Annotated in this window: 26 protein-coding genes; 8 read left to right on the forward strand and 18 right to left on the reverse strand. The window is 73.3% G+C overall.

Features of this window, described 5'->3' with window-relative positions; genetic code table 11:
- Positions 1–12: 12 nt before the first annotated feature.
- Positions 13–1,893: an anthranilate synthase family protein gene (locus ACZ3ZE_RS01665; protein ID WP_363292989.1), complete on the forward strand. Its 1,881-nt coding sequence runs from the start codon at positions 13–15 to the stop codon at positions 1,891–1,893.
- 12 nt (positions 1,894–1,905) lie between these two features.
- On the opposite strand, the gene ACZ3ZE_RS01670 is transcribed toward ACZ3ZE_RS01665, so the two are convergent.
- The 5 genes from ACZ3ZE_RS01670 to ACZ3ZE_RS01690 form a co-directional block, all read right to left on the reverse strand.
- On the reverse strand, positions 1,906–2,913 hold the full coding sequence (locus ACZ3ZE_RS01670; RefSeq protein ID WP_361623599.1) for a 2-hydroxyacid dehydrogenase: 1,008 nt from the start codon (positions 2,911–2,913) through the stop codon (positions 1,906–1,908).
- A 75-nt stretch (positions 2,914–2,988) separates the two neighbouring features.
- Positions 2,989–3,978 carry an ATP-dependent 6-phosphofructokinase gene (locus tag ACZ3ZE_RS01675; RefSeq protein ID WP_361164012.1) on the reverse strand — a complete coding sequence of 330 codons (990 nt, stop codon included), beginning with the start codon at positions 3,976–3,978 and terminating at the stop codon, positions 2,989–2,991.
- Between the two features lie 82 nt (positions 3,979–4,060).
- Positions 4,061–4,708, reverse strand: a complete 648-nt coding sequence (locus ACZ3ZE_RS01680; RefSeq protein ID WP_361164731.1) for a response regulator transcription factor — start codon at positions 4,706–4,708, stop codon at positions 4,061–4,063.
- 23 nt (positions 4,709–4,731) lie between these two features.
- Positions 4,732–5,964 (reverse strand): MacS family sensor histidine kinase, encoded by a 1,233-nt coding sequence (macS, locus tag ACZ3ZE_RS01685; RefSeq protein ID WP_363292990.1) that lies wholly within the window; start codon positions 5,962–5,964, stop codon positions 4,732–4,734.
- Between the two features lie 34 nt (positions 5,965–5,998).
- Positions 5,999–6,745 (reverse strand): lysophospholipid acyltransferase family protein, encoded by a 747-nt coding sequence (locus ACZ3ZE_RS01690; RefSeq protein WP_467256987.1) that lies wholly within the window; start codon positions 6,743–6,745, stop codon positions 5,999–6,001.
- Positions 6,746–6,966: 221 nt separating this feature from the next.
- On the opposite strand from ACZ3ZE_RS01690, the gene ACZ3ZE_RS01695 reads away from it, so the two are divergent.
- Both ACZ3ZE_RS01695 and ACZ3ZE_RS01700 read left to right on the forward strand, forming a co-directional pair.
- On the forward strand, positions 6,967–7,749 hold the full coding sequence (locus ACZ3ZE_RS01695; protein ID WP_361164006.1) for an alpha/beta hydrolase: 783 nt from the start codon (positions 6,967–6,969) through the stop codon (positions 7,747–7,749).
- A complete protein-coding gene (locus tag ACZ3ZE_RS01700; protein WP_467256988.1) occupies positions 7,742–8,422 on the forward strand; it encodes a hypothetical protein in 681 nt (226 codons plus the stop codon). The genes ACZ3ZE_RS01695 and ACZ3ZE_RS01700 overlap by 8 nt, the downstream gene beginning before the upstream one ends.
- A gap of 4 nt (positions 8,423–8,426) precedes the next feature.
- Here the strand turns inward: ACZ3ZE_RS01700 and ACZ3ZE_RS01705 are convergent, their stop codons facing one another.
- From ACZ3ZE_RS01705 to ACZ3ZE_RS01730, 6 genes are all read right to left on the reverse strand, one after another.
- On the reverse strand, positions 8,427–9,224 hold the full coding sequence (locus tag ACZ3ZE_RS01705) for an endonuclease/exonuclease/phosphatase family protein (RefSeq protein ID WP_467256989.1): 798 nt from the start codon (positions 9,222–9,224) through the stop codon (positions 8,427–8,429).
- A gap of 78 nt (positions 9,225–9,302) precedes the next feature.
- Complete coding sequence (locus ACZ3ZE_RS01710) at positions 9,303–10,244, reverse strand: ROK family glucokinase (protein ID WP_361164000.1); 942 nt, start codon at positions 10,242–10,244, stop codon at positions 9,303–9,305.
- A 66-nt stretch (positions 10,245–10,310) separates the two neighbouring features.
- A complete protein-coding gene (locus ACZ3ZE_RS01715; protein ID WP_467256990.1) occupies positions 10,311–10,745 on the reverse strand; it encodes a DUF5304 domain-containing protein in 435 nt (144 codons plus the stop codon).
- A gap of 51 nt (positions 10,746–10,796) precedes the next feature.
- Positions 10,797–11,951, reverse strand: coding sequence for an ArsA family ATPase (locus ACZ3ZE_RS01720; protein WP_361163996.1), 1,155 nt, complete (start codon positions 11,949–11,951; stop codon positions 10,797–10,799).
- Positions 11,952–12,133: 182 nt separating this feature from the next.
- Complete coding sequence (locus ACZ3ZE_RS01725; RefSeq protein ID WP_361163994.1) at positions 12,134–12,577, reverse strand: SRPBCC family protein; 444 nt, start codon at positions 12,575–12,577, stop codon at positions 12,134–12,136.
- Positions 12,578–12,646: 69 nt separating this feature from the next.
- Positions 12,647–13,402 (reverse strand): metallophosphoesterase family protein, encoded by a 756-nt coding sequence (locus tag ACZ3ZE_RS01730; protein WP_361164728.1) that lies wholly within the window; start codon positions 13,400–13,402, stop codon positions 12,647–12,649.
- 295 nt (positions 13,403–13,697) lie between these two features.
- Here ACZ3ZE_RS01730 and ACZ3ZE_RS01735 point away from each other — a divergent pair, with 295 nt between their 5' ends.
- Together ACZ3ZE_RS01735 and ACZ3ZE_RS01740 are read left to right on the forward strand one after the other, a co-directional pair.
- Positions 13,698–15,494 (forward strand): AMP-dependent synthetase/ligase, encoded by a 1,797-nt coding sequence (locus ACZ3ZE_RS01735; RefSeq protein WP_467256991.1) that lies wholly within the window; start codon positions 13,698–13,700, stop codon positions 15,492–15,494.
- 145 nt (positions 15,495–15,639) lie between these two features.
- On the forward strand, positions 15,640–16,158 hold the full coding sequence (locus ACZ3ZE_RS01740) for a hypothetical protein (RefSeq protein ID WP_361163990.1): 519 nt from the start codon (positions 15,640–15,642) through the stop codon (positions 16,156–16,158).
- A gap of 49 nt (positions 16,159–16,207) precedes the next feature.
- Here ACZ3ZE_RS01740 and ACZ3ZE_RS01745 read toward each other — a convergent pair whose 3' ends face one another.
- Positions 16,208–17,350 (reverse strand): glycosyltransferase family 4 protein, encoded by a 1,143-nt coding sequence (locus ACZ3ZE_RS01745; RefSeq protein ID WP_361163988.1) that lies wholly within the window; start codon positions 17,348–17,350, stop codon positions 16,208–16,210.
- 87 nt (positions 17,351–17,437) lie between these two features.
- Here ACZ3ZE_RS01745 and ACZ3ZE_RS01750 point away from each other — a divergent pair, with 87 nt between their 5' ends.
- Entirely contained in the window at positions 17,438–18,730 is a 1,293-nt protein-coding gene (locus ACZ3ZE_RS01750; RefSeq protein WP_467256993.1) for a glycosyltransferase 87 family protein, read from the forward strand.
- A gap of 55 nt (positions 18,731–18,785) precedes the next feature.
- Here ACZ3ZE_RS01750 and ACZ3ZE_RS01755 read toward each other — a convergent pair whose 3' ends face one another.
- From ACZ3ZE_RS01755 to ACZ3ZE_RS01775, 5 genes are all read right to left on the reverse strand, one after another.
- Positions 18,786–20,000 carry a hypothetical protein gene (locus ACZ3ZE_RS01755; protein ID WP_361163986.1) on the reverse strand — a complete coding sequence of 405 codons (1,215 nt, stop codon included), beginning with the start codon at positions 19,998–20,000 and terminating at the stop codon, positions 18,786–18,788.
- Positions 20,001–20,048: 48 nt separating this feature from the next.
- Positions 20,049–21,062 (reverse strand): C40 family peptidase, encoded by a 1,014-nt coding sequence (locus tag ACZ3ZE_RS01760; RefSeq protein WP_361163984.1) that lies wholly within the window; start codon positions 21,060–21,062, stop codon positions 20,049–20,051.
- Positions 21,063–21,245: 183 nt separating this feature from the next.
- A complete protein-coding gene (locus ACZ3ZE_RS01765; protein WP_361163982.1) occupies positions 21,246–22,277 on the reverse strand; it encodes a C40 family peptidase in 1,032 nt (343 codons plus the stop codon).
- 256 nt (positions 22,278–22,533) lie between these two features.
- Positions 22,534–23,898, reverse strand: coding sequence for an NYN domain-containing protein (locus ACZ3ZE_RS01770; RefSeq protein ID WP_467256994.1), 1,365 nt, complete (start codon positions 23,896–23,898; stop codon positions 22,534–22,536).
- Between the two features lie 48 nt (positions 23,899–23,946).
- A complete protein-coding gene (locus ACZ3ZE_RS01775) occupies positions 23,947–24,189 on the reverse strand; it encodes a hypothetical protein (RefSeq protein ID WP_046908952.1) in 243 nt (80 codons plus the stop codon).
- 164 nt (positions 24,190–24,353) lie between these two features.
- Between ACZ3ZE_RS01775 and ACZ3ZE_RS01780 the strand changes: the two genes are divergently transcribed.
- Both ACZ3ZE_RS01780 and ACZ3ZE_RS01785 read left to right on the forward strand, forming a co-directional pair.
- Positions 24,354–25,088, forward strand: a complete 735-nt coding sequence (locus ACZ3ZE_RS01780) for a rhomboid family intramembrane serine protease (protein WP_361163977.1) — start codon at positions 24,354–24,356, stop codon at positions 25,086–25,088.
- Positions 25,085–25,366 carry an Lrp/AsnC family transcriptional regulator gene (locus ACZ3ZE_RS01785; protein ID WP_361163975.1) on the forward strand — a complete coding sequence of 94 codons (282 nt, stop codon included), beginning with the start codon at positions 25,085–25,087 and terminating at the stop codon, positions 25,364–25,366. The genes ACZ3ZE_RS01780 and ACZ3ZE_RS01785 overlap by 4 nt, the downstream gene beginning before the upstream one ends.
- 93 nt (positions 25,367–25,459) lie before the next feature.
- On the opposite strand, the gene ACZ3ZE_RS01790 is transcribed toward ACZ3ZE_RS01785, so the two are convergent.
- Entirely contained in the window at positions 25,460–26,884 is a 1,425-nt protein-coding gene (locus tag ACZ3ZE_RS01790) for an aminotransferase class V-fold PLP-dependent enzyme (RefSeq protein ID WP_363292998.1), read from the reverse strand.
- Position 26,885: the final 1 nt, after the last annotated feature.

The raw sequence follows: 26,885 nt of genomic DNA on the forward strand, positions 1-26,885 counted from the left end.
ACGACTCCCGCCATGGACCTCCCCCGCCTCCTCTCCCGTCTCCTCGACGACTCCTGCCCGCCCTTCGCCCTGCTGCGCCGGCGCACACCGGGCCGGGACCACGACACCGTCGAGGTGCTGATCGGTCCGGTGCACGAGGCCGGGCGGCTCGCCGAGCTGCCGGTGGGCGCCCGGCCGACGCTGGCGCTCGTGCCGTTCCGGCAGATCCGCGAACGCGGCTTCGAGGTCCGCGACGACGGCACCCCGCTGGTCGTCCTGGTCGCCGACGAGGCGTACGAGCTGCCGCTCGCCGAGGTCCTGGACGGGCTCCCGGCCCATGACGTGCGGGTCGAGGGCGGCGGGTTCGACGTCGGCGACGAGGAGTACGGGCGGATCGTGCGGCGGGTGATCGACGAGGAGATCGGCGCCGGCGAGGGCGCGAACTTCGTCATCCGGCGCACCTACACCGGCGGGATCCCGGGCTTCGGGCGGGCCGACGCGCTGGCCCTGTTCCGGCGGCTGCTCGCGGGCGAGCGGGGCGCGTACTGGACCTTCGTGGTGCACACCGGGGACCGGACGCTGGTCGGGGCGAGCCCCGAGGTGCATGTGCGGATGTCCGGCGGGACGGTCGTGATGAACCCGATCAGCGGCACCTTCCGCTACCCGTCGGGGGCCGCGCCGACCGCCGAGCAGCTCCTGTCGTTCCTCTCCGACCGGAAGGAGACCGAGGAGCTGTCCATGGTGGTCGACGAGGAGCTGAAGATGATGTGCACCGTCGGCGACCGGGGCGGGGTGGTGATCGGACCCCGCCTGAAGGAGATGGCACATCTCGCCCATACGGAGTACGAGCTGCGCGGCCGGTCCTCGCTGGACGTGCGCGAGGTGCTGCGCGAGACGATGTTCGCGGCGACCGTCACCGGCTCTCCGGTGCAGAACGCCTGCCGGGTGATCGAGCGGCACGAACTCGGGGGCCGCGGCTACTACGCGGGGGCGCTCGCCCTGCTCGGCACCGACGAGAACGGGGCGCAGACCCTCGACTCCCCCATCCTGATCCGGACCGCCGACATCTCGCCCGAGGGGCGGCTGCGGGTCCCGGTCGGCGCCACGCTGGTGCGGCACTCCGACCCGGCGGGCGAGGTCGCCGAGACCCACGCGAAGGCGGCGGGCGTGCTGACCGCGCTCGGGGTGCGGGAGGGGCGCCCCGCCGACGCGGGCGCGGTGGCGCCGCGGCTGGCCGACGACCCCCGGGTCCGGGCGGCGCTCGACGCGCGCCGGGCCGACCTGGCGCCGTTCTGGCTGAAGATGCAGGACCGGTCCGCCGAGCTGTCCGGGCACGCGCTGGTCGTGGACGCCGAGGACACCTTCACCGCGATGCTGGCGCACCTGCTGCGCTCCTCGGGCCTTGAGGTGTCCGTACTGCGCTACGACGAGCCGGGGCTGCGGGAGCTGGCGCTCGCCCACGAGGGGCCGGTCGTGCTCGGGCCCGGTCCCGGGGACCCGTCGGACGCCGCCGACCCGAAGATGCGTTTCCTGCGCGGGCTCACCGCGGAGCTGCTGCGCGGGCACCGGCACGGTCTCCTCGGGGTCTGCCTGGGCCATGAGCTGATCGCGGCCGAGCTGGGCCTGGAGATCGTCCGCAAGCGGGTCCCGTTCCAGGGCGCGCAGGTGCGGATCGACCTGTTCGGGCAGGAGCGGACGGTCGGCTTCTACAACAGCTTCACGGCGCGGTGCGACGAGCGGACGGCGACCGAGCTGGCGTTGCACCGGATCGAGGTGAGCCGGGACGCGGGCACCGGCGAGGTGCACGCGCTGCGCGGGCCGGGGTTCGCGGGCGTGCAGTTCCACCCGGAGTCGGTCCTGACGAAGGAGGGCGCCGCCGTGACCGCCTCGCTCCTCGCGGGCGTGCTCGTCTAGCGTCGTCGGCGTTCAGGCCGTCTTCGGCATCTTCGGCACCAGGACGTTCTCGTCGCGCCGGCGCGCGAGGTAGTTGAGGACGTTCTGGACCGTGGTGTCGATGATCTGTCCGACCGCGTCGACCGTGTAGTAGGCCTGGTGGGAGGTGACCAGCACGTTGGGGAAGGTCACCAGGCGGGCCAGGGTGTCGTCCTCGACGACCTCCAGGGACTTGTCGAGGAAGAAGAGCCCGGCCTCCGCCTCGTACACGTCGAGTCCGACGCCCGTGAAGCGCCCGGCGCGCAGTTCGCGGACGAGGGCCTCGGTGTCGATGAGGCCGCCGCGGCTGGAGTTCACCAGGATGGCGTCGTCCTTCATCCTGCCGAGCGCGGCGGCGTCGATGAGGTGGTGGGTGGCCGGGAGCAGCGGCACGTGCAGGCTGATGAGGTCGGACTCGGCGAGGAGGCGTTCCTTCTCCACGTACTTCATGCCGAGTTCGAGGCAGGCGGGGTTCTCGGCGACGTCCCAGCCGAGCAGGTTCATGCCGAAGCCGTGGGCGATCCGGGTGAACGACTCGCCGATCTTGCCGGTGCCGAGGACGCCGACGGTGCGGCCGCGCATGTCGCGGCCCATGAGCCCGTCGAGCCGGAAGTCGAAGTCGCGGGTGCGGATGGAGGCGCGGACGATCCGCCGGTTGACGCCCATCGCGAGGGTCCAGGCGAACTCGGCGACGGAGTAGGGCGAGTAGTACGAGACGCGGGCGACCGTGAGGCCCAGCCGCTCGGCCACGTCGAGGTCGATGTTGTTGAAGCCCGTGGAGCGCTGGGCGATCATCTGGGTCCCGCCGGCCGCGAGGGTCTGCAGCACCCGGTGGTCGAGGCTGGCGTTGACGCTGGTCGAGACGATCTCGTAGCCGGCGGCGATGGGGGCGGTGTCCTCGGTGAGGAAGACGTCCAGGCAGCGCACCTCGTGGTGCCCCGCGAAGGCCTTCTCGATCAGCGGTTTCTCGTCCGCCTGTACACCGAATGCCAGGATCTCCATGGGGCCCCTCCGGGGATTGCGCCGTATATGTCTGGGTACGGGAGCGAATATACGGGCTCCCCCGACCGCCCGCCCTCAGCCGAAGAACACGCCCGCCTCGGCGTACAGCGCCGGGTCGACCGTCTTGAGCCGGGCGGTGGCGGCGGCCAGCGGGACCCGGACCACCTCCGTGCCGCGCAGCGCCACCATCGTGCCGTGCGCCCCGTCCCGTACGGCGTCCACGGCGTGCAGTCCGAACCGGGTGGCCAGCCAGCGGTCGAAGGCGCTCGGGCTGCCGCCGCGCTGGACGTGCCCGAGGACGGTGGTGCGGGCCTCCTTGCCGGTGCGCCGCTCGATGGCGGCGGCCAGCCACACCCCCACCGAGCCCTCCACCACGGCGCCGTCCCGCGGCCGTGCCCCCTCGGCGACGACGAGGATCGGGGCGTAGGTGGCCTCGAAGCGGGAGGCGACCCAGGCGCAGACCTGGTCGAGGTCGAAGCGCTGCTCGGGGACGAGGATGACGTTGGCCCCGCCGGCCAGCCCGGCGTGCAGGGCGATCCAGCCGGTGTGCCGGCCCATCACCTCCACGACGAGGACCCGCCGGTGGGAGTCGGCGGTGGTGTGCAGCCGGTCGATGGCCTGGGTGGCGATGCCGACGGCGGTGTCGAAGCCGAAGGTCCAGTCGGTGGCCGACAGGTCGTTGTCGATGGTCTTCGGCACGCCCACGCACGGCACCCCGTGCTCGGCGTGCAGCCGGGCGGCGATGGCCAGGGTGCCGCGCCCGCCGATGGCGATCAGCGCGTCGGTCCGGCGCTCGGCCAGCCGCTCCCCGATCCGCCGCGCCCCGTCCGGGACGCCGAAGGGGTCGGTCCGGGAGGAGCCGAGCACGGTGCCGCCGCGCGGCAGGATGCCGCGGACGGCCCGCACGTCCAGCGGGACCGTGTCGCCCTCGACGGCCCCGCGCCAGCCGTCACGGAAGCCGGTGAAGCTCCAGCCGTACTCCTGGACGCCCTTGCGGACGACCGCTCGGATCACCGCGTTGAGCCCGGGGCAGTCGCCGCCGCCGGTCAGCACACCGACGTGCATGGGCACTCCTTCGCCGTACGTGGGGGGATGCGGCCCACGCTAGTGGGGGGCCGGGTCGCCCCGACACGGCGAACCGAGTGAATCAGGCGTCGTCGAGGCCGCGCTCGATGGCGTACCGGACGAGTTCGACCCGGTTGTGCAGCTGGAGCTTGCCGAGGGTGTTCTGGACGTGGTTCTGCACCGTGCGGTGCGAGATGACCAGCCGCTCGGCGATCTGCTTGTAGCTCAGCCCCTTGGCGACCAGGCGCAGCACCTCGGTCTCCCGCTCGGTCAGCTGCGGCGCCTTCGGCTCGTCGCCGCCGGCCGCCTGGAGCGGCTCGGAGGCGAGCCGCCGGTACTCGCCGAGGACCAGGCCCGCGAGGCCCGGTGTGAAGACGGGGTCGCCGACGGAGGTGCGGCGGACCGCGTCGATCAGCTCCTCGGTGGAGGCCGACTTCAGCAGGTAGCCGGTGGCGCCGGACTTCACCGCCTCCAGGACGTCGGCGTGCTCGCCGCTCGCGGAGAGCACCAGGACCCGCAGCCGGGGGTTGGCGCCGACGAGTTCCTTGCAGACCTGGACGCCCGGCTTGAGCGGCAGGTTCAGGTCGAGGACCAGGACGTCCGGGCCGGCCGCCGCGGCGCGCCGCACCGCCTGCTCGCCGTCGCCGGCGGTGGCCACCACGTCGAGGCCCGCCTCGGCGAGGTCGCGGGCCACCGCGTCCCGCCACATCGGGTGGTCGTCGACGACCATCACCTTGATCTGCTGCTGCTCGTTCACTTCGTTCCCGCCTTCCCCCGCCGCTCCCGCGGTGCCCGCGGGACTTTCAGTTCCACTTCGGTGCCCTGGCCGGGGACCGAGATCAGTTCGGCGCTGCCGCCGAGGTCCCGCAGTCTGCCCCGGATGGACAGGGCGACGCCCATCCGGCCCTCGCCCTCGGCCTGGTCGAGCCGGCCCTCGGGGATGCCGGGGCCGTCGTCCCGGACCGTCACGATCACCTCGTCGCCCCAGTCCTCGACCAGGATCCAGGCCCGCGCGCCGTCGCCCGCGTGCACCCGCACATTGTCCAGGGCGGCGCCGACGGCGGCGGCCAGTTCGCGGGCGGCGGGGGGCGGCAGGAGGACCGGGGTGCCCGGGTCGGAGAGGGTCACGCGGGAGCCGGCGCGGGGCGCGAGCAGGGTGCGCAGGTCGAGTTCGGCGCCGGAGCGGGCCTCGTCGTCGGGCTCCTCCACGATCCGGACGACCGCGCCCTCGGACTCGTCCTCGGAGACGTACGAGGTACGGGTGAGCCCGCCGGCGACCAGGGTGCGCAGGGCGACCTCCTGCTCGCCGGCCATCCGGCCCAGCTCGGCCGCCTCGCCGCCGAGCGCGGTGCCGCGCCGCTGCACCATGGCGAGGACCTGGAGCACGCTGTCGTGGATGTCGCGGGCGAGCCGCTCCCGCTCGCGGGTCGCGGCCTCGATCTCCAGGGCACGGGCGAGGGTGCGCTCGGAGGCGCGGGCGACCTCGACCACGTAACCGATGGCGATGGAGGCGACCCAGACGAGCAGCACGTTGTGCAGGGTGTCGCGGCTGGGGTGGCCGCGCTCGATGATGTTGGCGACGGCGACGAAGGAGGAGGCGAAGCCCGCCCAGCGCCAGCCGCCCTTGATCGCGTACGCGAGGACGGCGCCCGCCGTCCATATGGAGGGGAGGGTGGTGCTGTCCATCGACCGGGCCTGCTCGTCGGCGAGCGGGGTGAGCAGGATGCCGGTGAGGGCGAGGGCGAGGTCGGCGACGAGGAAGCGCCGGGTGCAGTTGACCGCGCTCGCCACCTTGGGGAGGGTGGCGAGGGTCCAGACGCACATGACGGCGAGGAAGCCGGCCGCCACCCAGGGGCGTTCGTAGCGGCTGTGCCCGAAACCGAAGAGCAGAACCGCGTAGATCATCGTCAGGACGCGGTACGCGGTGAGCGCGCGCCACAGCGGCTGCTCGACCGACATGCGCACGACCCGTTCGCGCCTGGCCATCTTCCCCACCCCTGGGCACTCCCCTCGCAGAGGGTCAGGCGCCGGACTCTTCCCGTGCCGCGATCTCGGCCTTGACGGCCTCCTTGGCGGCCTTCTCGGCATCGGCGATCTGCCGCTTGGCGGCGGTCGCGTAGATGTCCACGTACTCCTGGCCGGACAGCTTCATGATCTCGTACATGACCTCGTCCGTGACCGAGCGGAGGATGAAGCGGTCGCCCTCCATGCCCTGGTAGCGGGTGAAGTCGAGCGGCTTGCCGATCCGGATGCCCGGGCGCATCAGCTTGGGGACCAGCTTGCCGGGCGGCTGGATCTTCTCGGTGTCGATCATGGCGACCGGGATCACGGGGGCGCCGGTGGCGAGCGCCACGCGGGCGAGGCCGCCGGGCTTGCCGCGGTACAGGCGCCCGTCGGGCGAGCGGGTGCCCTCGGGGTAGATGCCGAAGAGGCCGCCGGCCTCGATGACCTCGATGCCGGCCTTGATCGCCGCCTCGCCCGCGCCGCGGGCGCCGGAGCGGTCCACCGGGAGCTGGCCGACGCCCTTGAAGAAGGCGGCCGTCAGCTTGCCCTTGACGCCGGGGGTGGTGAAGTACTCGGCCTTCGCGATGAAGGTCACCTTGCGGTCGAGGACCGCGGGCAGGAAGAAGGAGTCCGAGAAGGAGAGGTGGTTGCTCGCGAGGATCGCCGGATCTTCGGCGGGGATGTTCTCCAGGCCCTCCACCCAGGGCCTGAAGGCGAGCTTCAGGGACCCGCCGAGGGAGAACTTCATTGCGCCGTAGATCAACTCGCCATGCCTTCCGTGTGCCGTCACGACGACTTTATCCCGTGCGGGCCCGGCCGGACCGCCGTGGGCGGCGCGGCAGCGCCGGGCCGCCGTGCTCCTTCGTGCGAACGGCCCTGGTCGGTGTCGGTCCGGTCGCGTACGGTGAAAGCCTTCCCCTTTCCGTCGCCGCTTCGGGTGTCCGCGAGAGCCAGGCCCGAAGTCGAACCCGAACAGGAGACCCCGTGCCGGTCCTTCCTGGAGCCGAGCCGTACCGCCACGAGGGCGGAAAGGTCGGCGTACTCCTCTGTCACGGATTCACCGGCTCCCCGCAGTCGCTGCGCCCCTGGGCCGAGTATCTGGCCGAGCGCGGCCTCACGGTGTCGCTGCCGCTGCTGCCGGGGCACGGCACGCGCTGGCAGGACATGCAGCTCACCACCTGGGAGGACTGGTACGCGGAGGTCGACCAGGCCCTGCGCGAGCTGTCCGCCCGCTGCGAGCGGGTCTTCGTCATGGGCCTGTCGATGGGCGGGGCGCTGACCCTGCGGCTCGCGGCGCGGCACGGCGAGGCGGTCAGCGGCATCGTCCTGGTCAACCCGGGCAACAAGGTGCACGGCCTGGCCGCGAAGGCGCTGCCGGTGGTCCGGCACCTGGTGCCGTCGACCAAGGGCATCGCCAGCGACATCGCGAAGCCGGGCGCGGCCGAGGTCGGCTACGACCGGGTGCCGCTGCACGCGGCGCACTCGCTGCGGCGCTTCTTCCAGCTCGTGGACGCGGAGCTGCCGCAGGTGACGCAGCCGATGGTGCTGCTGCACAGCCCGCTGGACCATGTGGTGCCGCCGGCTGACTCGGCGCGGGTGCTGAGCCGGGTCTCGTCGACGGACGTGAAGGAGGTCCTGCTGGAACAGAGCTACCACGTGGCGACGTTGGACCACGACGCGGAGCGGATCTTCGATGAGAGCTGGGCGTTCGTGTCCCGGCTCGCTCCGGAACTCGTCGGCGAGAAGAGGAGCGCGAGCGGTGGCTGAGCAGCAGGACGGGGAGCGCGAGCCGCAGCCCATCGACGAGGAGGCGGCCTGGGCCGCGATCGTCGCGGGGTACGGCGAGGAGCCGGTGGACCCGCCGGGCACCAGGCCGTTCCGGCCGGTGGAGGACCTGGCGCTGCCGCCGATGCCCGAGGACGGCGGGGCGGCGGCGAAGCCGGACAAGTTCCGGAAGCCGGCGTCCGAGGAGGACGGGGCCGAGGGCGCCGGGAGCGGCGGGAAGGCCGGGGACTCCGAGGACTCCGGGGACGGCGAGGGGGCCGGGCGGCCCGCGCTCGGCTCGTCGATCGTCTTCGCGCCGGGCGTGGGCCTCGGCCCGCGCGACTACTCGGTGGCGGAGCCGGACGAGGCGCCGGAAGGCACGAAGGGCAAGGGCCGCAAGGGTGCCGAGGACTCCGACGAGGGCCATTTCGTCCCGCCGGAGCCGCCGCCGCTGCCGGAGGCCGACACGACGACCAAGTTCGCCTGGCTCGCGGTGGTCGGCGGCCCGGTGCTGCTGCTGCTCGCGGTGCTGCTCCAGTGGGACATGACCTGGTGGCTGACCACCCTGTGCGTGGGCGGCTTCCTGGGCGGCTTCGTGACGCTGGTGGCCCGGATGAAGCACGACGACGAGGACGAGGACGGCTTCGACGACCCGGGGCGCGGGGCGGTCGTGTAGCTCCTCAGGAGTCCGACGAGGCAGGGATCGCCGGGGCCGAGCGCTCGGCGGGGATACGGACCACCGCCAGTACGGGCAGGTGGTCCGTCGCCGTTCTCAGGTCGTGCGGGTCGAGGTCCGTGGGGACGCCGCAGCTGAGGATGTCGACGCCCGGTGTCGTGAGGACGGCGTCGATGCGCTGGTGCGGGGCGGTCGGGCTGAAGGTGTGTTCGGTGCCCCAGGGGCTGGTCGCCCAGCCGTCCTGGAGCTCCTTGGCCAGGCGGCCGAAGGCGCGTCCGCCGGGACCCTCGTTGAGGTCGCCGGCGACGATCGCGTGCGGGGTGCCGAGGGCGGCGACCCGGTCGAGGACGAGGCCGGCCTGGGCGTAGCGCTCGTCGGCGCGCAGGCTGAGGTGGCAGCTGACGAGGCCGACGCGGGCGCCGCCGAGGCGGACCACGGCGGTGGCGAGGCCGCGCCGGTGGAGGCCCGGGGTGAGCGGGAGGAGGACGTCCTCGGTGCGTTCGACGGTGGCCCGCAGGGAGCACAGCAGCATCGGTCCGGCGGCGGTGGCGCCGCCGGAGAGGACCACGAGTTCGCTCTTGGCGGCGAGCCGGGCCGCGTGCTTGCGCCAGCGGAAGAAGCGCGGGGCCTCCTGGACGAAGACCAGGTCGGGGGCGCAGGCCCGGATCACCCGGGCGAGGGCGTCCTCGTCGTCGCGCATCGAGCGGATGTTGTAGGACAGCACCCGGACGACGGCCGAACCGTCGGGTTCCGTACGGGACTTGGGCAGCTCGCTGATCGAGGTGTTCGCACCGGTCGGCATGGGCCCACGATAGGCGTCGTGCCCGCCGCGCCCCAGAGGGCACGACGGGCACGGGCGTGAAGGCGTGGCTGCCGGGGCTCAGCCCTGGCGGGCCAGGTCGGCCGCGCCGACGAGTCCGGCCTTGTTGCCGAGCTGCGCGGCGAGCACCTGGGCGTGCGGACGCCACTGGCCGCCGATCAGCCAGCGCCGGAAGGACTTGCGGATCGGGTCCAGGACCAGCTCGCCCTCGTCGGAGACGCCGCCGCCGACGATGAACGCCGACGGGTCGAAGAGCGAGGCCAGGTCGGCGAGACCGGCACCGGCCCAACGGGCCAGCTCGCGGAAGGAGTCGACGGCGACCGGGTCGCCCGCGCGGGCGGCCTGGCTGACGTGCTTGCCCTGGATGCCCTCGGGGGTGCCGTCGCCGAGCCCGAGCAGGACCTCGGCGTTCTCGGGGGTGGCGGCGGCGCGCTGCTTCGCGTACCGGACGAGGGCGCGGCCGGAGGCGTACTGCTCCCAGCAGCCCTGGCTGCCGCAGCCGCACAGCAGGCCGTCGGGGACGACCCGGATGTGGCCGAACTCGGCGGCGACGCCGAAGCGGCCCCGGCGCAGCTTGTTGCCGATGATGATGCCGCCACCGAGGCCGGTGCCGAGGGTGATGCAGATGACGTCCTCGTGGCCCTGGCCGGCGCCGAAGCGGTACTCGCCCCAGGCGGCGGCGTTGGCGTCGTTCTCCACGACCACGGGGAGGCCGACCCGCTGCTCGACCTTGTCCTTCAGCGGCTCGTGCCGCCAGTCGATGTTCGGCGCGAAGAGGACGGTGGCGCGCTTGTCGTCGACGTAGCCCGCGGCTCCGATGCCGACGGCCTCGATCTGGTGCCCCTTGCCGGCCTCGGAGACCGCGGCGCAGATGGCGTCGACGATGCCCTCGGGGGTCGGCGGGGTGGGCACGGTGTGGGTGTCGAGGATCTTGCCGTCCTCGTCGACCACGCCGGCCGCGATCTTCGTGCCGCCGATGTCGACGCCGATGGTGAGTCCCATGTGTCCCTCAGTTTTCGGTCGAGCCCCGCTAGGGCCAACCGTACCCGAGGGGGAGGGCGCTCCCGATCAGTCCAGATCGATGTGCTGCCCGGTGCCCGGGCCTTCGTCGCGGCCCTCGTCGCGCGGATCGCCCGGTTCCGTGCCGCTGGTGTCGCCGCGGGTCCAGCGGGTCTCGTGGCCCTGGACGGCCGAACGGTAGGCGGCGAGGAGTTCGTTGCCGGCGGCCGCGAGGTGGTCGAAGACCTGCGGGTTGCCCTCGATCACGGGCTCGACGAGGGCCTTCGCCTGGTGGACGACCTGCTGGACGGTCTCGGCTGCCTGGCCGCCGAGGAGGTGGCCGCCGAGGGTGCCGGAGAACTTCTCCGCGACGGCCTCGAACAGCTTGCGGAACTCCTCGGCCGGGGTGCCGGGCTCCTCCCCGCGCTCGGCGCGGCGGCGGGCCTTCTCGGCCTCCAGGTCCTCGGCGCAGGCCTTCGCCCAGGCGTCGTCCGCATCGCTCATGGCGTACTCCTCAGGTTCTCCTGCTATCGACGGTACACGCCTCGCGACGGCTCAGGGAGCGGCCTTCGGCCACAGCCCGGGGTCGGGCGTGAAGCGGATCCGGAGGTCGCCCTCGACGAGTCCGGCGCCGGTGACGGTGCAGCGGCGCAGTACGGCCGGGAGCGGGACGTTGCGGCGGAACGGTCCGGCGGCGAGGAGCAGTTCGTCGCCGCGGCGGACCAGCGAGAGGCCGTCCTTGACGGCGCCGGGCAGCGGGACGTGCCAGACCAGGATGCCGTCCGCCTCGCGCCGGTCCTCGACCCGCCAGCTGGGCACGGGGGCGGCGGGCGTGTCCTCCACGGCCAGCAGGAGCAGATCCTCGGGGCCGCGGGGCGCGCGGCCCAGGTGCGGCAGCTCGCGCACGGCCGGGTGCTCCTCGCGCAGGGCGGCGAGGTGCCGGTGCTGCTCGGCGGCGAGCGCCGCGAACCAGGGGTCCGCGGAGTCGGCGGGCAGCACCCGGTTGGCGACGACGGCGTCCAGGGCGAGGCCCTGGATGGCCAGGCCGAGGCGGGCGGTGCGCAGGGCGTCGGACGCGGCGGGGCCGGGTTCCACGACGAGCCGGACGCCGGTGTCCGGGGAGTCGACGACCTCCTGGACGGCGGCGAGCTCCGCCTCCCAGCGGGCGGTGGTCTCGTACAGCCACTGCGCGGGCAGGGGTACGCCGGCGAGCTGGGCGAGCATGGGGCGCAGCGCGCGGGCGGCCTGCCGCTCGGGCGGCAGCAGGCGGCGCAGATAGCGGCGCAGCTGTTCCGGCAGGGCGAGCAGGGCCAGGGCCTCGCGCAGCGGGGGCAGGTCGACGACGACCAGGTCGGCGTCGGTGACCGCCGCGTCCCGTACGGCCCTGAGCAGGGCGAACTGGGAGCTGCCGGGGAGCTCGGTGAGCTCGGCGTCCTCGAAGGGGGTGGTGCCGAGGAGGTCCAGGGCGGTGGTGGAGCGGGCCTGGAGGGCGAGGAATTCTCGGCGGAAGTCGGCGGCGGGGGTGGGGGTGAGGAGGCGGAGGGTGCCGGGGCCGGTGTCGGCTACGTCGACGCTGGTGTCGCCGGTGTCGCCGGTGTCGCCGGACACCAGAACGACACGGCGGCCCGCCCTGGCCTCGGCCAGGGCCGTGGCCGTCGCTACGGCGGTGCGTCCGGCTCCGCCTGTGCCGGTGACGAGAATGATCCGCATGGGGCGACCGTACCGGGCGCCGTTCGTCGTGGGCGGGGTAGGTCCGGGGAGCGGAGGCGCCGCTCTGCGCGCCATCCCGTGTGCCCACCCTCCCCCGGACTTCGTCCGGGGGGACCCCCGGCCCCAGCGGGACGATTGCCCACACAAGCGGGGGCGAGGGTGGCGGGAGGAAGGCTCCCGGCTTACTTCGTCGACTCGACGCGCTGCTTCAGGCCCTGGAGGGCTCGGTCGATGATGACCTTCTCGGCCTTGCGCTTGATCATGCCGAGCATGGGGATCTTGACGTCGACGGTCAGCTGGTAGGTGACCTCGGTGTGGGCGCCGCCGGCGGCCGGGGCGAGGCGGTAGGAGCCGTCGAGGGAGCGGAGCATCTGGGACTTGACGAGGGTCCAGCTGACCTCGTCGTCGCCGGTCCAGGTGTACGCGAGGGTGTGGTCGTCCTTGATCGCGCCCGCGTCGAGGAGGAGGCGGACCTTCTCCGCGCGGCCGGCCTGGTCGGTCTCCAGGACCTCGGCCTCCTTCACCTCGCCCGTCCACTCGGGGTAGCGCGCGAAGTCGGCGATCACGCTCATGACCTCGGCCGGGGCCGCCTCGATGGTGACGCTCGAGCTGGTGTGTTCCGCCATCGCGGTGGCTCCTCGTATGGACGCGACTCGTATCTGTGTGAAGGCTATCGCGCCGTCATCGGGCCTCCGTCACCACTCCAGCGTCCACGGCCGGCCGGTCGCCGCGAAGTGGCCGACGTTCACGCACTCGGTCGCGCCGATCCGCATCCGGCGGGCGAGCGGCTGGTGGACGTGACCGAAGAGGGCGTAGCGGGGGCGGACCCGGTGGATGGCGTCGAGGAGGGCGCGGCTGCCGCGTTCGAAGCGGCGGGCGACGGTGTCGTAGGTGAGCTCGGGGACGTCCGGCGGGATGTGGGAGCAGAGCACGTCGACGTCGCCGAGGGCCTCGACCTTGGCCGCGTACTCCTCCTCGGAGATCTCGTACGGGGTGCGCATGGGGCTGTGCAGGCCGCCGCCGACGAAGCCGAAGACGAGGCCGCCCAGCTCGATCCGGTCGCCGTCGAGGACGGTGGTGCCGGGGCGGGCGTACTCGGGCCAGAGGCCGGGGATGTCGACGTTGCCGTAGGTGGCGTACGTGGGGGTGGGGAAGGCGGCGAACATCTCGGCGTACTGGCGGCGGACGGCGGACTCGATGGCGGTGGCGCGGTCGATGCCGAGCTCGCTCCAGAGCCTGCGGCCCAGGTCGCGGGCCTCGTCGAAGCGGCGGGCGGTGCGCAGGGCGACGATGAGGTCGGCGTTCTCGACGCCGAAGAGGTCGGGGAAGATGCCGCGCGCGTGGTCGGCGTAGTCGAGGAAGAGCACGAGGTCCCCGAGGCATATGAGGGCGTCGGCGCCCTCTCCCGCCGTGGCGAGGGCCCCGGTGTTGCCGTGTACGTCGCTCACCACGTTGATCCTCATGGCGTCAGCGTAGGGGGCTGGGCCCGCCGTGTGCGGCCCGCCCGGTCGGACCTGCGGTTACTTCCGAGTCGGGAAAGCGGTGGATTACTGTGCGCGGAGGAACGCCATACACGTGTGACGCATGGAACATCTGGCCAGGACCCCCTATCCGGAACCGCGTACTGATGGGTAACGTCCGGGCAGTCCGGTCGTGCTCACCCCCACTGAGCACCTGCCCGATCTTGGACCGCACCGACGCATCACACAGAGCCGTGGCGCCGGCGCCCGATGAGGAGCAGCAGTCTTGCGCGAGTTCAGCCTTCCGGCCCTGTACGAGGTCCCCACGGACGGCAACCTGACGGATCTCATCCGCCGCAACGCCGCACAGCACCCAGACGTCGCCGTGATGGGACGCAAGGTGCCCGGCGGCTGGGTCGACGTCAACGCCAAGCAGTTCCTCGCCGAGGTCCGCGGGGCCGCCAAGGGCCTCATCGCCGCCGGTGTCGAGCCCGGCGACCGGGTCGCGCTGCTCTCCCGCACCCGCTACGAGTGGGTACTCCTCGACTTCGCGATCTGGAGCGCGGGCGCCGTGACGGTGCCGGTGTACGAGACCAGCTCGCCGGAGCAGATCCAGTGGATCCTCGGCGACTCGGGCGCCTCGCTCGCCCTCGTCGAGTCCGCCGCGCACGAGGCCTCGGTGGCCTCGGTCCGGGCCGGTCTGCCGGACCTCAAGGGCATCTGGCAGATCGACGCGGACGCCGTCGCGCGGCTGACGGAGAGCGGTGCGGAGGTCTCCGACGAGGAGCTCGACCGCCGGATGTCCTCCGCGCACGCGGACGACCCGGCCACGATCGTCTACACCTCGGGCACCACGGGCCGCCCCAAGGGCTGTGTGCTGACGCACCGCGCCTTCTTCGCCGAGTGCGGCAACATCGTCGAGCGGCTGAAGCCGCTGTTCCGTACGGGCGAGTGCTCGGTCCTGCTGTTCCTGCCTGCCGCGCACGTCTTCGGCCGGCTGGTCGAGATCGCCTCCGTGATGGCGCCGATCAAGCTGGGCTGCCTGCCCGACATCAAGAACCTCACCGACGAGCTGGCCTCCTTCCGGCCGACGCTGATCCTCGGTGTGCCGCGGGTCTTCGAGAAGGTCTACAACTCGGCGCGGGCCAAGGCGCAGGCGGACGGCAAGGGCAAGATCTTCGACAAGGCCGCGCACACGGCCATCGCGTACAGCCGGGCGCTGAGCACCCCGCAGGGTCCGTCCTTCGGTCTGAAGCTGAAGCACAAGGTCTTCGACAAGCTGGTCTTCTCGAAGCTGCGCGCGGTCCTCGGCGGCCGGGGCGAGTACGCGATCTCGGGCGGCGCGCCGCTGGGCGAGCGGCTCGGGCACTTCTTCCGCGGCATCGGCTTCACGGTCCTGGAGGGCTACGGCCTGACGGAGTCCTGCGCGGCGACCACGTTCAACCCGTGGGACCGGCAGAAGATCGGCACGGTCGGGCAGCCGCTGCCGGGTTCGGTGGTGCGGATCGCCGACGACGGCGAGGTGCTGCTGCACGGCGAGCACATCTTCTCCGGCTACTGGAACAACGAGGCCGCGACGGCCGAGGCGCTGGCGGACGGCTGGTTCCACACCGGCGACATCGGCACCCTCGACGAGGACGGCTACCTCTCGATCACCGGCCGCAAGAAGGAGATCCTGGTGACGGCGGGCGGCAAGAACGTCGCCCCGGCGGTCATCGAGGACCGGATCCGGGCGCACGCCCTGGTCGCCGAGTGCATGGTGGTCGGCGACGGACGCCCGTTCGTGGGCGCGCTCGTCACCATCGACGAGGAGTTCCTGGGCCGTTGGGCGGCCGAGCACGGCAAGCCGGCCGGCGCGACGGCGGCGACGCTGCGCGACGACCCGGAGCTGCTCGCCGAGGTGCAGCGCGCGGTCGACGACGGCAACGCGGCGGTCTCGAAGGCGGAGTCGGTGCGGAAGTTCCGTATCCTGTCCGCGCAGTTCACCGAGGAGGCGGGGCACATCACCCCGTCGCTGAAGCTGAAGCGGAACGTGGTGGCGAAGGACTTCGCCGACGAGATCGAGGCGATCTACCAGGGCTGACAAGCCCTCAGAGCGCCCCTGGCGGGCCCGCGACGCGGGCCGGCCGGGGGCGTTCGCGCGCGCCGGGATCGGAACGGACGATTCCGTCATGTGGCCCATGGAGGTCACGTGCCGCCACACCGATACGAAACGGAAGCAGGAAGTCATGCGGCTCAAGCGCACCGCCGCCGTCCTGGGCACGGCTCTCACCGCCCTCGTCACGCTCACCGGGTGCAGCAGCGCCTGGGGCGAGGACGCGGGGCTGCCCGCGGCCGGCGACATGGCGGCGATGGAGAAACTGGTCGGCGCCCACACCATGTGCAGCGACCTGCGCACCAACGGCGGCGGCGCCCTGCGCGAGCAGGCCGCGGACCCGGCCTGGGCGATATCCGAGCGCGGGGTGTGCGGCGACGACGACAAGGACACCGTCACGCTGGCGTCCGTCTCCGACATGGAGAAGTTCCAGCAGGCGAACAAGGCCGCCGCCGCCAAGGGCAAGGGCGTGCGGGTGCTGGTCGGGCAGGACTTCGCGCTGTTCCCCGGCGACGAGAAGACCGCCAAGGCGCTGCTCGACTCCGGCGTCCTCCTCTTCACCTGCGAGAAGGGCTTCAAGGTCCCCGACGGCTACCGCAACGAGAAGCTGCTCGTCGACGGCTGCGCCCTGACCGACTACCTGCCCGGCTAGCCGGGCGGGCGGGGGAGGCCGGACCGGCCGCCCCCGCCCGAGGCACCCGCTAGAGCAGTTCCCTCAGCCGTTCGGCCAGCAGGTCCCAGCGCCAGCGCTCCTCGACCCAGCGGCGGCCGCGCTCGCCCATGCGGGCGCGCAACTCGGGGTCGAGGAGGAGGGTGGCGATGCGGTCGGCGGACTCCTCGGGGACGCCGCCGCGGACGACCCAGCCGGTCTCGCCGTCGAGGACGGCGTCCGGGGCGCCGCCGGAGTCGCCCGCGACCACCGGCAGGCCGGTGGCCGAGGCCTCCAGGTAGACGATGCCGAGGCCCTCGACGTCGAGGCCGCCGCGGCGGGTGCGGCAGGGCATCGCGAAGACGTCGCCCGCCCCGTAGTGCGCGGGCAGCTCCGCCCACGGCACGGCGCCGGTGAACCGCACGGAGGCGGCCACGCCGGTGCGGGCCGCCAGCTTGCGCAGCTCCGGCTCGTACGGGCCGCCGCCGACGATCAGCAGGACCGCGTCCGGCACCCGGCGCAGGATCTCGGGCATGGCCTGGATCAGCGTGTCCTGGCCCTTGCGCGGGACCAGCCGGGAGACGCACACGACCACCGGGCGGTCGCTGAGCCCGAGCCGCTCGCGCACCTCGGCGCCGCCCGAGTCGGGGTGGAAGGTCTTCTCGTCGACGCCCGGCGGGAGCTGCACCATGCGCCCGGCGGCGGCCGGGGTGAGCGCGGCGGCGATCCGGGAGCGGGTGTACTCGCCGAGGTAGGTGATCGTGTCGGTGCCCTCGCCGATCCTCCGCAGCAGCTGCCGGGAGGCCGGCAGCTGGGCCCAGCCCGCCTCGTGGCCGTGGGTGGTGGCGACCAGACGCCGGGCGCCCGCGCGGCGCAGGGCGGGGGCCATCAGGCCGAGCGGGGCGGCCGCGCCGAACCAGACGGACTCGCAGCCGTGCTCGCGCAGCAGCGCGGTGGCCCGGGCGGTGACCCGAGGTGTCGGGAGCAGCATGGTGGTGCGGTCGCGGACGACCGTGAAAGGCTGTTCCGCGTCGAACGCGGCGGTCGCCTCGATGCCCTCACGGCTGCGCTTCCACGTGGACGCGTAGACGACGATCCGCTCGGGATCCAGGCGCAGCGCCATGTTGTGCAGGAAGGCCTGGATTCCACCGGGGCGCGGCGGGAAGTCGTTGGTTACGATCAGGGTCTTGTGCATCGTGGCCGACAGTACCGTGGCCCCGGCCCCAGCCCGGCACCACCACCCTCCGCCCCGGCGGACCGACAGGACAGGAACAGGACAGGTATGACGGGCGCAGTGGGCACGACGGCACCGGACCGCCCGGCACGCGAACGGCTGCGGCTGCCCGTCGGCATCTGGGCCGTCACCCGGGTCCTGTTGCTGCTCTGCGTCTTCAAGGTCGTGGTGATCCCGGGCCCGGACGTGACGAGCGACGTCGAGCAGATCTACCAGGGCTGGTACGAGGTCCTGCGGACCGGCACGTTCCCGCTGGACGACGTCACCTGGCAGTACCCGCCGGCCGCCGCGCTGGCGATCCTCTCCCCCGCCCTGCTGCCCTTCCTCGGCTACTCGGCCGCCTTCTTCGTGCTCAGCCTGGCGTGCGACGCCGTCGTCTTCGGGCTGCTCGTGTACGCGGGGCGGCGGCCGGGCCGCTCGATGCGCGGGGCGTGGCTGTGGATCGCCGGTGTCGCGCTGCTCGGGCCGACCGCGTACGCGCGCTACGACCTGATGGTGACGGCGGTGGCGGTGGCGGGCCTCCTGGCGGCGGTGCGCAGGCCTGCGGTGCTCGGCGCGCTGGCCGGGTTCGGGGCGATGCTGAAGGTCTGGCCGGTGCTGCTGCTCGCGGGCACCGCGCGCGGCCGGGCCACCCTGCGCTCCTGGCCGACGGCGGTCGGCACGGCGGCCGGGGTGCTGCTGCTGTGCGTGCTCGCGGCGCCCGGGGCGCTCGCCTTCCTCGGCTTCCAGCGGGACCGGGGCACCGAGGTCGAGTCGCTGGGCGCGCTCGTCTTCCATGTGGCGAAGAACTTCGGCTGGGAGGGCGAGGCGCGGATGAACTACGGCTCGATCGAGTTCCTGGGCCCGGGGGTCTCCGCGGTGTCCACGGCGGCGATGGTGCTGACGTTCGCCGCCTTCGGCTGGCTCCTGGTGTGGCGGCTGCGGACCCGCCGCTTCGCCACGACCACGACGGCGGACGCGGCCTTCGTCGCGGTGCTGCTGTTCGTGACGACGAGCCGGGTGATCAGCCCCCAGTACATGATCTGGCTGGTGGGCCTGGCGGCGGTGTGCCTGGTCTACCGGGCCAGCCGGATGCGGCGGCCCGCGCATCTGGTGCTGTGGGCGACGGCGGTGACGCAGTTCGAGTTCCCGGTGTGGTTCTCGCACGTCTCGCACAGCGACCCGCTGGGCATCGCGCTGCTCCTGGTCCGCAACGGCCTGCTCGTCGCGGCCTGTCTGTCGGCCTGCAGGATCCTGTGGCGCCAGACGGTGACGGAGCCGCGCCTGACGCCGGTGGCGGTGCCGGCCCCGGCCCCGGCCCCCGCGGAGCGGGAGAAGACCCCGGTCCCGGCCTCCTCCTGACGCCCTCGGCGACGGTGCGCAGTGACCGGCCCTCCCGGACACCGGAGCGGAGCTCCTAGGCGAGCCGCTCCCCCACATACGTGCGCCAGCTCGCCGTGAACTCCTCCGGGGTGGTGCCCAGGACGTCCTTCAGCGCCTTCTCCAGGGCGCCCTCGCGCTGCGGGTGGGCGCCGACCGCCCGGTAGAACGCGGTCAGCTTCGCCTCGCCCCAGTGCGCGGCGATCAGCTCGCAGGCCAGCCAGCCGCCCTCGTAGGCGCGGGCCATCGCTTCCTGGTCGCCGCCGAAGGTGAAGTCCTTGTCGTCGGGCAGGGCGGCGGGCGCGTCGCCCGCCTGGACCGCGCGGCGCAGTTCGGGGGCGGCCTGGGCGGCGGTGCGGCCGGTGCCCCGGTAGGCGATCCAGTCGGCGAAGCCCTCGGAGAGCCAGACCGGGGTGGCCTTCGTGGTCTGGACGCGGGTCGCGACATGGGTGGTCTCATGGGTGAGGACCAGCTGCCGGCCGAAGGAGCCGAGCGTCGCGTACGCGTCGGGGTTGACGATGACCCGGTCGGCGGGGGCCGACGGGCCGCCGCCGCTCTCGCCGGTCGTGACGGCCGCGATGCCCCGGTAGGAGGCGGCCGGCGCGCCGAGCAGCCCGCCCATCGCCTCGACGGAGGCGGGCACCAGGACCACGATCCGGCCGGCCCACTTCCCGTGCCAGGCGTCCCCGACGGCGGGCACCGCCCGGTCCGCCTCGGCCGCGATCTCGCGCAGCCGCTCGGGGCTCTGGCCCACGCCGAGGACGAGGCTGCGCCGGCCGGTCACGGTCCGCACCTCGCCCTGCTGCCACAGCTGCTGCGGGGCGCCCTCGGCGGGGCGGTCGCCGGTGACGTACCAGCGCCCGTCGCGTTCGGCGAGCTCCAGGACCCGCTCGGCGGTGACCGGCCCGGAGTCGTAGCCCTTGATCCGGTAGCCGAGCTCGGCCCTGGCGGTGGCCCGGCCGCCGCCGGTCCGGTCGACGTCGGTGACCCGGTACCGCCAGCCGTCCAGCGGGAGCGTCGCGAGCCGGTCGAACTCGGTGCGGGCGGCGGGTGCGAGCGCGGGGTCGAGGGCCGCGAGATAGGCGGCCGCGTCCCGGTCGCGCAGCGCCCGCGCGTGCCGGTCGAGCAGGTGCTGGATCTGCCCGGGCGCGGGGTCCGCGGGGGCGGGAGCCGTGCAGCCGGTCAGCACCAGCAGGGCCGCCGCCAGGCACACGGCCGCGCCGCGCGCCCTTCCGCTCCCCTGACCTGCCACGCCCCCGATCGTACGGGGCGGGGGCGGCGGCGGGCCCCGGCCGGCCGCTCAGACCCGGGTCACGGTGACGTGGGACATCATGTTCACCGGGTCGTAGCGGACCCGGGCGCCCGGGTAGGGCGCGTGGATGACCTGCCCGTTGCCGGCGTAGATGGCCACATGGCTGGCGTCGCTGCGGTACGTGACGAGGTCGCCGGGCTGCGCCTGGGAGAGCGGCACCCGGCGGCCGGCGGACCGCTGCGCGGAGGAGGTGCGGGGCAGGGCGATCCCGGCCTGCCGGTACGACCAGACCATCAGGCCCGAGCAGTCGAAGGCGGAGGGGCCGGTGGCGCCCCACACGTACGGCTTGCCGATGGCGCTGCGGGCGGCGATCACCGCGGCGGCGGCCCGGGAGGGGCCGAGGTCGGCGAGCGGCGGGAGCGCGTCGTCGAGGGAGTCGCGGCCGGAGCGGGAGGCCCGCTCGTAGCCGGCCCGCTCGTCGGCGGAGAGCGAGGCGAGCACCCGGCGGGCCTCGGTCAGCTTCCGCTCGACGGTGCGCTTGTGCCGGGCCACCTCGGTTCTGCTGCGCTCCAGTTCGGCGAGGGCGCGGCCCGCTTCCGTGCGCTCCTGGGCCAGCTTGCGCAGCTCGCGGCGGAGTTCGGCGAGGGCGGCGCCCTGGCGGGCGGTGGCCCGGTCGAGCACCGAGGCCCGGTCGAGGTAGGTCTCCGGGTCGGAGGAGAGCAGCAGGGCGAGGGCCGGGTCGATGCCGCCGGAGCGGTACTGGGCGCCGGCCACCGAACCGAGCGCGCCGCGCATGCGGTTGACGCGCTCCTGGCCGCGGGCGAGGCCGTCCTGCGCGAGCGAGACGGTCCTGCGCAGCCGGTCGGCCTTCTCGTCGGCCTGGTTGTAGCCCTCGGTGGCCTTCTCGGCCTCCTCGAAGAGGCGGTCGACGGTGGCGCGGGTGGCCTCGGGGCCGGCGGCGCCCGGGTCGGCGTGCGCGGGGACGGCACCGAGGGCCGTGGCCGCGGTGGCCGCGGCTGCGGTGAGGACGGTGACCCTGGCGGGTCGTCGGTGGGACGCCACGGAACGCGCTCCGTTCGGTTCGACGGACTGGCGCGGCAGACAGTAGCCGGTGATCACCCCAGGTCCAACGAAGCCGCCGGACACGCAAAGTGACGCCCCGCCCGTGACCACAGGTCACCGGCGGGGCGTCACGTCAGTCCAGGATCCGGCGAACCACCCGTTCGGAGGGCAGCCGCCGTCGCGTCAGATACGGACGCCGAACTGGAAGGTGCCCATGTAGTCCATCGACTCGTAGCGGACGTAGGCGCCCGGCTTCGGGGCGTGCAGGATGGTGTTGTTGCCCGCGTACAGGCCCACGTGCGACAGGTTGTTGAAGAAGACCAGGTCGCCCGGCTTGAGCTGGCTGCGGCCGATCTTCACGCCGTCGTTCTGCTGCGTGTAGGTGGTGCGGGTGAGCGAGACGTTGGCCTGGCGGTAGGCCCACTGCGTCAGACCCGAGCAGTCGAAGGAGTTCGGGCCCGTGGCGCCGCGGAAGTACGGCTTGCCGATGCGGGTGGCGGCGGCGTTGAGGGCGGCGGCGCCGCGCTCGGAGGCGGGCACCTCGTTGCCGAGCTCGACGCGGTCGCCGGCGTCGCGGCTGGCGCGCTGCTCGTCCTGCTGCATCTTGGCGCGCTCGGCGGTCGTCAGCGTGTTGAGCAGCTTGCGGGCCTCGGCCAGCTTGGCGGTGGCCTTGTTCTTCTTCTCGTTGAGCGTCTTGCGGACGTCCTCGAGGTCGGCCAGCTTGGTCGCGGCCTCGGTGCGCTCCTGGGCGAGGGTGCGCTGCTTGGCCTGGATCGACTGGAGCACGTCGGCCTGCTTGGCGCCGAGCTGGTCGATCGCGGACGCCTTGTCGAGATAGGTGTCCGGGTCGGCGGAGAGGAAGAGCTGGAGCGCCGGGTCGATGCCGCCGGAGCGGTACTGGGCGCTGGCGACCGAACCGATCTGCCCACGCAGGGTGTTGAGGTCCTGCTGGCCGCGGGCGACCTTGTCCTGGAGGGCGTCGATCTCCTTGTGGAGCTTGCCGCGGCGCTCCTCGGCGAGGTTGGCCTGCTCCGTGGCCTCTTCGGCCTCGTGGTAGAGCTTGTCGACCTTGGACTTGACCTCGTCGATCTTCGGCTTGGCGGGGGCCGCGGAGGCGCCGCTCTGGGCGGAGATCGCGACGGCGAGGCCGGCGGTGGCGGTGAGCACGGTCACACGGGTGCGGCTCGGCTGCTTGGGTCGACGGTGGGACGCCACGAAGGCGAGCTCCTTCTTCCTTCAGCCGCCGACCGGGTAAGCGGCAGGCGGGCCCCTCGCCGCCATCCCGGATGGATGATCAACCGCGCGAAGGTTCGAACCCCGACCCTAGTGACCATCTTGTGATCAGTTCAAATCCCGATAGGCAAAATCTCGCTCGGGCAACAAAGTATTCGCACACATCACACAGGCAGTAATGGTCACTTGACCCTGCGCGGACCAGAAAAAGGACATCAGGCGCAGACGTTACGATCCTTCACGTGAGACGCGAAAGCCGCTTCAGCAACAAGGCGGACGCGACCGGGCGCGCACCGGACTTGGCGACCCCGTCGGCCACTTCGCGGTCGGTGGAGACCACCACCACGGGACGGCCCGGCGGCTCGGCCCGGACCAGCTGACGGATCAACTCGTCGGCCGTGACACCGGGCTTGGAGAACAGCACCCGCACCCCGCGCGGCGGCGCGAGCAGCACCGGGGCGGCGAGCTCGGCCCCGTCGAAGACACAGGTGATCTCGGCGCCCGAGCGGGCCGCGAGGGCGGACAGACCGCCGAGCAGCCGCAGCCGCTGCTTCTCCAGCGGCATCGTCGGGTAGCCGGTCTTGGTGACGTTGTAGCCGTCCACCACCAGGTGCGCCTGGGGCAGTTCGAGGAGCTGGTCCAGGAGCGCCGGGTCGGTCTCGGACAGCGCGCGGGCCGCGATGTCCTTCGGCGACATGCGGCCCGGCTCCACCGCGTCCACGGTGTCCGCGGGATGCATCGAGACCGGCGGCAGGGCCAGTTCGCGGCGCAGCCCCTGGGCGGCGTCGAGCACGGTGTCCAGGAGCAGCCGCAGCCGCATGTCCTCCACCGAGCGGCCCTCGCGGGCGGCGCGGCGGCTGGTCTCCAGGGCCGCCTCCACCTCGCCGAGCCGGGCCTTGAGCCGCCGGCTCTCGCTCTCGGCGGCGGAGACCTGGGCGGCGGACTCGGTCCTGGCCGAGTCGATCTCGGCCTGGACGCGCCGCAGCGCCGCCTCGCCGCGCTTCACGTCGCTCTGGGCGCTGCGCAGCTTGCGGTGAAGCGATTCCGCTTCCTTGCGGGCCGCCTCCAGGTCGTGGCGCAGCTGCTCGGTCTCGGACCGGGCGCGCTCCCGGGCGTGCGCGACCTCCTCGCGCAGCCGCTCCAGTTCGCGCCGGCCGGCCTCGTCGGCGCGCTCGGCGTCGGCGCGCTCGGCCTCCTCGCCGGCGGCGGCGACCAGCTTGCCCCAGCCGGCCGGGCGCAGCACGTAGGCGGCCGCGGCCACGTCGACGGGGTCGGCGGCGGCGGGCGGGGAGCCGGACTCGACGGCGCCGGCCAGTTCGGGCTCGGCCTCCTTGAAGCGCTCGCCGATCCGCTGCCGGAACAGGGGGTCGCTCTCCAGGGCGGCCGCCATCGCGTTCCCGGCGAACTTGGCCCGCCGGGAGGCGGTGAAGCGGGCGTACTGACGCAGCGGTCCGGGGAGCTCGGCGACGGTCAGGCCGCCGAAGGCGTCCGCGACCAGCGCGACCACCTTGCGCCGTACGGGCTCGGGCAGCGGCCGGTCGAGCGCCTCGGCGGCGTCGTCCGCCGAGCCCGTCGGTTCTTCACCGTGCGCGGGCTGCGCCACGATCCGTCACCCCACTTCCCTGTCGTCGTCGCCCTCGCGGGCCGCTTCTCAGGAAGCGGAACCCGGCCTGTCCACCAGTTCGATCTGGTCCACCGCGTTGCACCAGCGGCAGCGGACCGACTCGATGGTCTCACTGACCACCTCGCGTTCCTCGACCTTGGGCTCACCGGCGAGGTCCAGATGGACGTACTCGACGACCTTGGAGGACCGCGTGACGTCGAAACGGGTCAGGTTGCCGCAGAGCGTGCAACGCCAGCGGGTCTCCGGGGTCGGCAGGGGAACCGTCGTCATCGTGCCGCCTCTTTCTGGGCTTTCCCTGGAATTCCGGGGTTGTACGGGACCGCGGTGCGCCGTCGGACTGCGGAAGTCTGCCCGTAACCCTACGGCCTCGCGGGTACCCCGTGTCACGGCGAGGCACTCTGTCCAGGTGGACCCCGGTACGCCATGATCTGTCCATGATCGACTGGCGGCGCACGGCCCTCGGCGCGTGGCACGGGACCCGGAACGGGCCCACCGTGACGTACGGCCTCATCGCGCTGTGCGTCCTGCTCTTCGCCATGAGCCCGGTGTCGGGGCTCAACCCGGGGTACGGCACCGGCGACCGGCTGCTGGCGGCGCAGGGCGCGTACTTCGAACGCTGGGGCGTGATCCCGGCCGAGCTGGTGAACGGACGGCCGCGCGCCCTGCTCACCCCGCTGACCGCGCTCTTCGTGCACGGCAGCTGGCTGCACCTGCTCGGGAACATGCTGTTCCTGTACGTCTTCGGCGCGATGGCCGAGGAGCGGATGGGGCCGGCCGAGTTCGCCCTGTTCTATCTGGGGTGCGGCGGTCTGGCGCTGCTCGGCTACGCGGCGGCGCACGCGGACAGCACACAGACACTGGTGGGGGCGTCGGGGGCGATCTCGGGGGTGCTCGGGGCCTTCCTCTATCTCTTCCCGCGCTCCCGGGTGACCAGCCTCTTCCCCTTCCTCTTCTTCCTGCCGCTGAGATTCCCGGCCTGGATCGTGCTGATCTTCTGGTTCGTGCTCCAGTGGCTGGCGGCCCGCTCGGCCGGGGCGGGGCCGGGGGTGGCGTACCTGGCGCACGTGGTGGGGTTCGCGATCGGCTTCCTCTACGCGTGGGGCCGGTACAGAGGTGGCGTTAAGGTGAAGCCACCAGCCGCGGCCACCGAGGGAGAAAGCCAGCCGTGATCACCGCGATCGTGCTCATCAAGACCAGCGTGGACCGCATTCCCGAGATCGCGGAGTCCATCGCCTCGATCGACTGCGTCAGCGAGGTCTTCTCGGTGACCGGGACGTACGACCTGATCGCCATGGTCCGGGTGCCGCGCCACGACGACCTCGCCGACGTCATCCCCGGGAAGATCAGCAAGATCCCCGGCGTCGAGGGCACCGACACCCATGTCGCCTTCCGCGCCTACTCCCAGAACGACCTGGACGCGGCCTTCGCCATCGGCCTGGAGTCCTGAGCCCGCGGGCTCCGGCCCGCGGCACCCCGCACACACGGTGAAGCCGGCCTCTCCCGCACGGGAGGCCGGCTTCACTCGTACGGGGGAAGGAGCTCAGCCGCGGTCGGGCACGCAGCGGCCGTCCTCGGTGCGGTACTTCCACTGGGCGCCCTCGCGCACCAGCTGCCTCACCGCGCCGACGAACCGATCCACGTGCTCGTCGGGCGTCCCCGCGCCGAAGCTGACGCGGATGGCGTTGAGGGAGCGCTCGCCGGGGGCCGCCTCCGGGGCGCCGCACTCGCCCGGGTCCTGCGGGTCGCTGCCGAGCAGGGTGCGCACCAGCGGGTGGGCGCAGAACAGGCCGTCGCGGACGCCGATGCCGTACTCGGCGGAGAGCGCGGCGGCGAAGTGGGAGCTGTTCCAGCCGTCCACGACGAAGGAGATGACGCCGACCCGGGGGGCGTCGTCCCCGAAGAGCGAGAGCACCCGCACCTCGGGCACCTCGGCCAGGCCCTCGCGAACCTTCGCGATCAGGTGCCGCTCACGGGCGACGAGCTGGTCGAAGCCGGCCTCGGTGAGCGCCTTGCAGGCGGAGGCGATGGAGTAGACGCCGATGACGTTGGGCGAGCCGGCCTCGTGCCGGGCCGCGGTGGTGTGCCACTCCACGTCGACCCCGCCGTCGGCCCGGCGGGCCACCGTGCGGGAGGCGCCGCCGCCGGCGAGGTAGGGCTCGGAGTCCTGGAGCCAGTCGGCGCGTCCGGCGAGGACGCCGGAGCCGAACGGGGCGTACAGCTTGTGCCCGGAGAAGGCGATCCAGTCGACGTCCAACTCCTGTACGGAGACAGGGTGGTGGGGCGCGAGCTGGGCGGCGTCGAGGACGATCCGGGCGCCGTGGGCGTGCGCGGCGGCGGCGAGTTCCCGCACCGGCCACAGCTCGCCGGTGACGTTGGAGGCGCCGGTCACGCAGACCAGGGCGGGGCCGTAGGGGTCGCGGTCGGCGAGCGCCCGCTCCAGCGTCTCGACGGCCTGGCGCGGGGTGCGCGGGGCGTTGAGGTAGGTGACCCGGGCGTCGCGCCAGGGCAGCAGGGAGGCGTGGTGCTCGGTCTCGAAGACGAAGACCTGGCAGTCGGCGGGGATCACCTGGGCGAGCAGGTTGAGCGAGTCGGTGGTGGAGCGGGTGAAGACCACCTGGTCGTCGGGGCGGCAGTCGAGGAACTCGGCGACGGTGGCGCGGCTGTTCTCGAAGAGGTCCGTGGAGAGCTGGGAGAGGTAGCCGGCACCGCGGTGGACGCTGCCGTAGTACGGGGCGTACGCGGCGACGTCGTCCCACACACGCTGCAGGGCCGGGGCGCTGGCCGCGTAGTCGAGCGCCGCGTAGCTGACCTCGCCGCCGGTGACGAGCGGGACGGTGACGTCCCGGCCGAGGACCGGCAGCGGGGCGGCGCAGCAGGGGTCCGCCGACGCGGCGGACTCGGCGGACTCACCGGAGGCGGCGGAGACGGTGGCGGTGGCGGCGGCGGCGTTCGGGCATGCGGACATG

This window comes from Streptomyces sp. NPDC023157 (genome assembly GCF_055560575.1).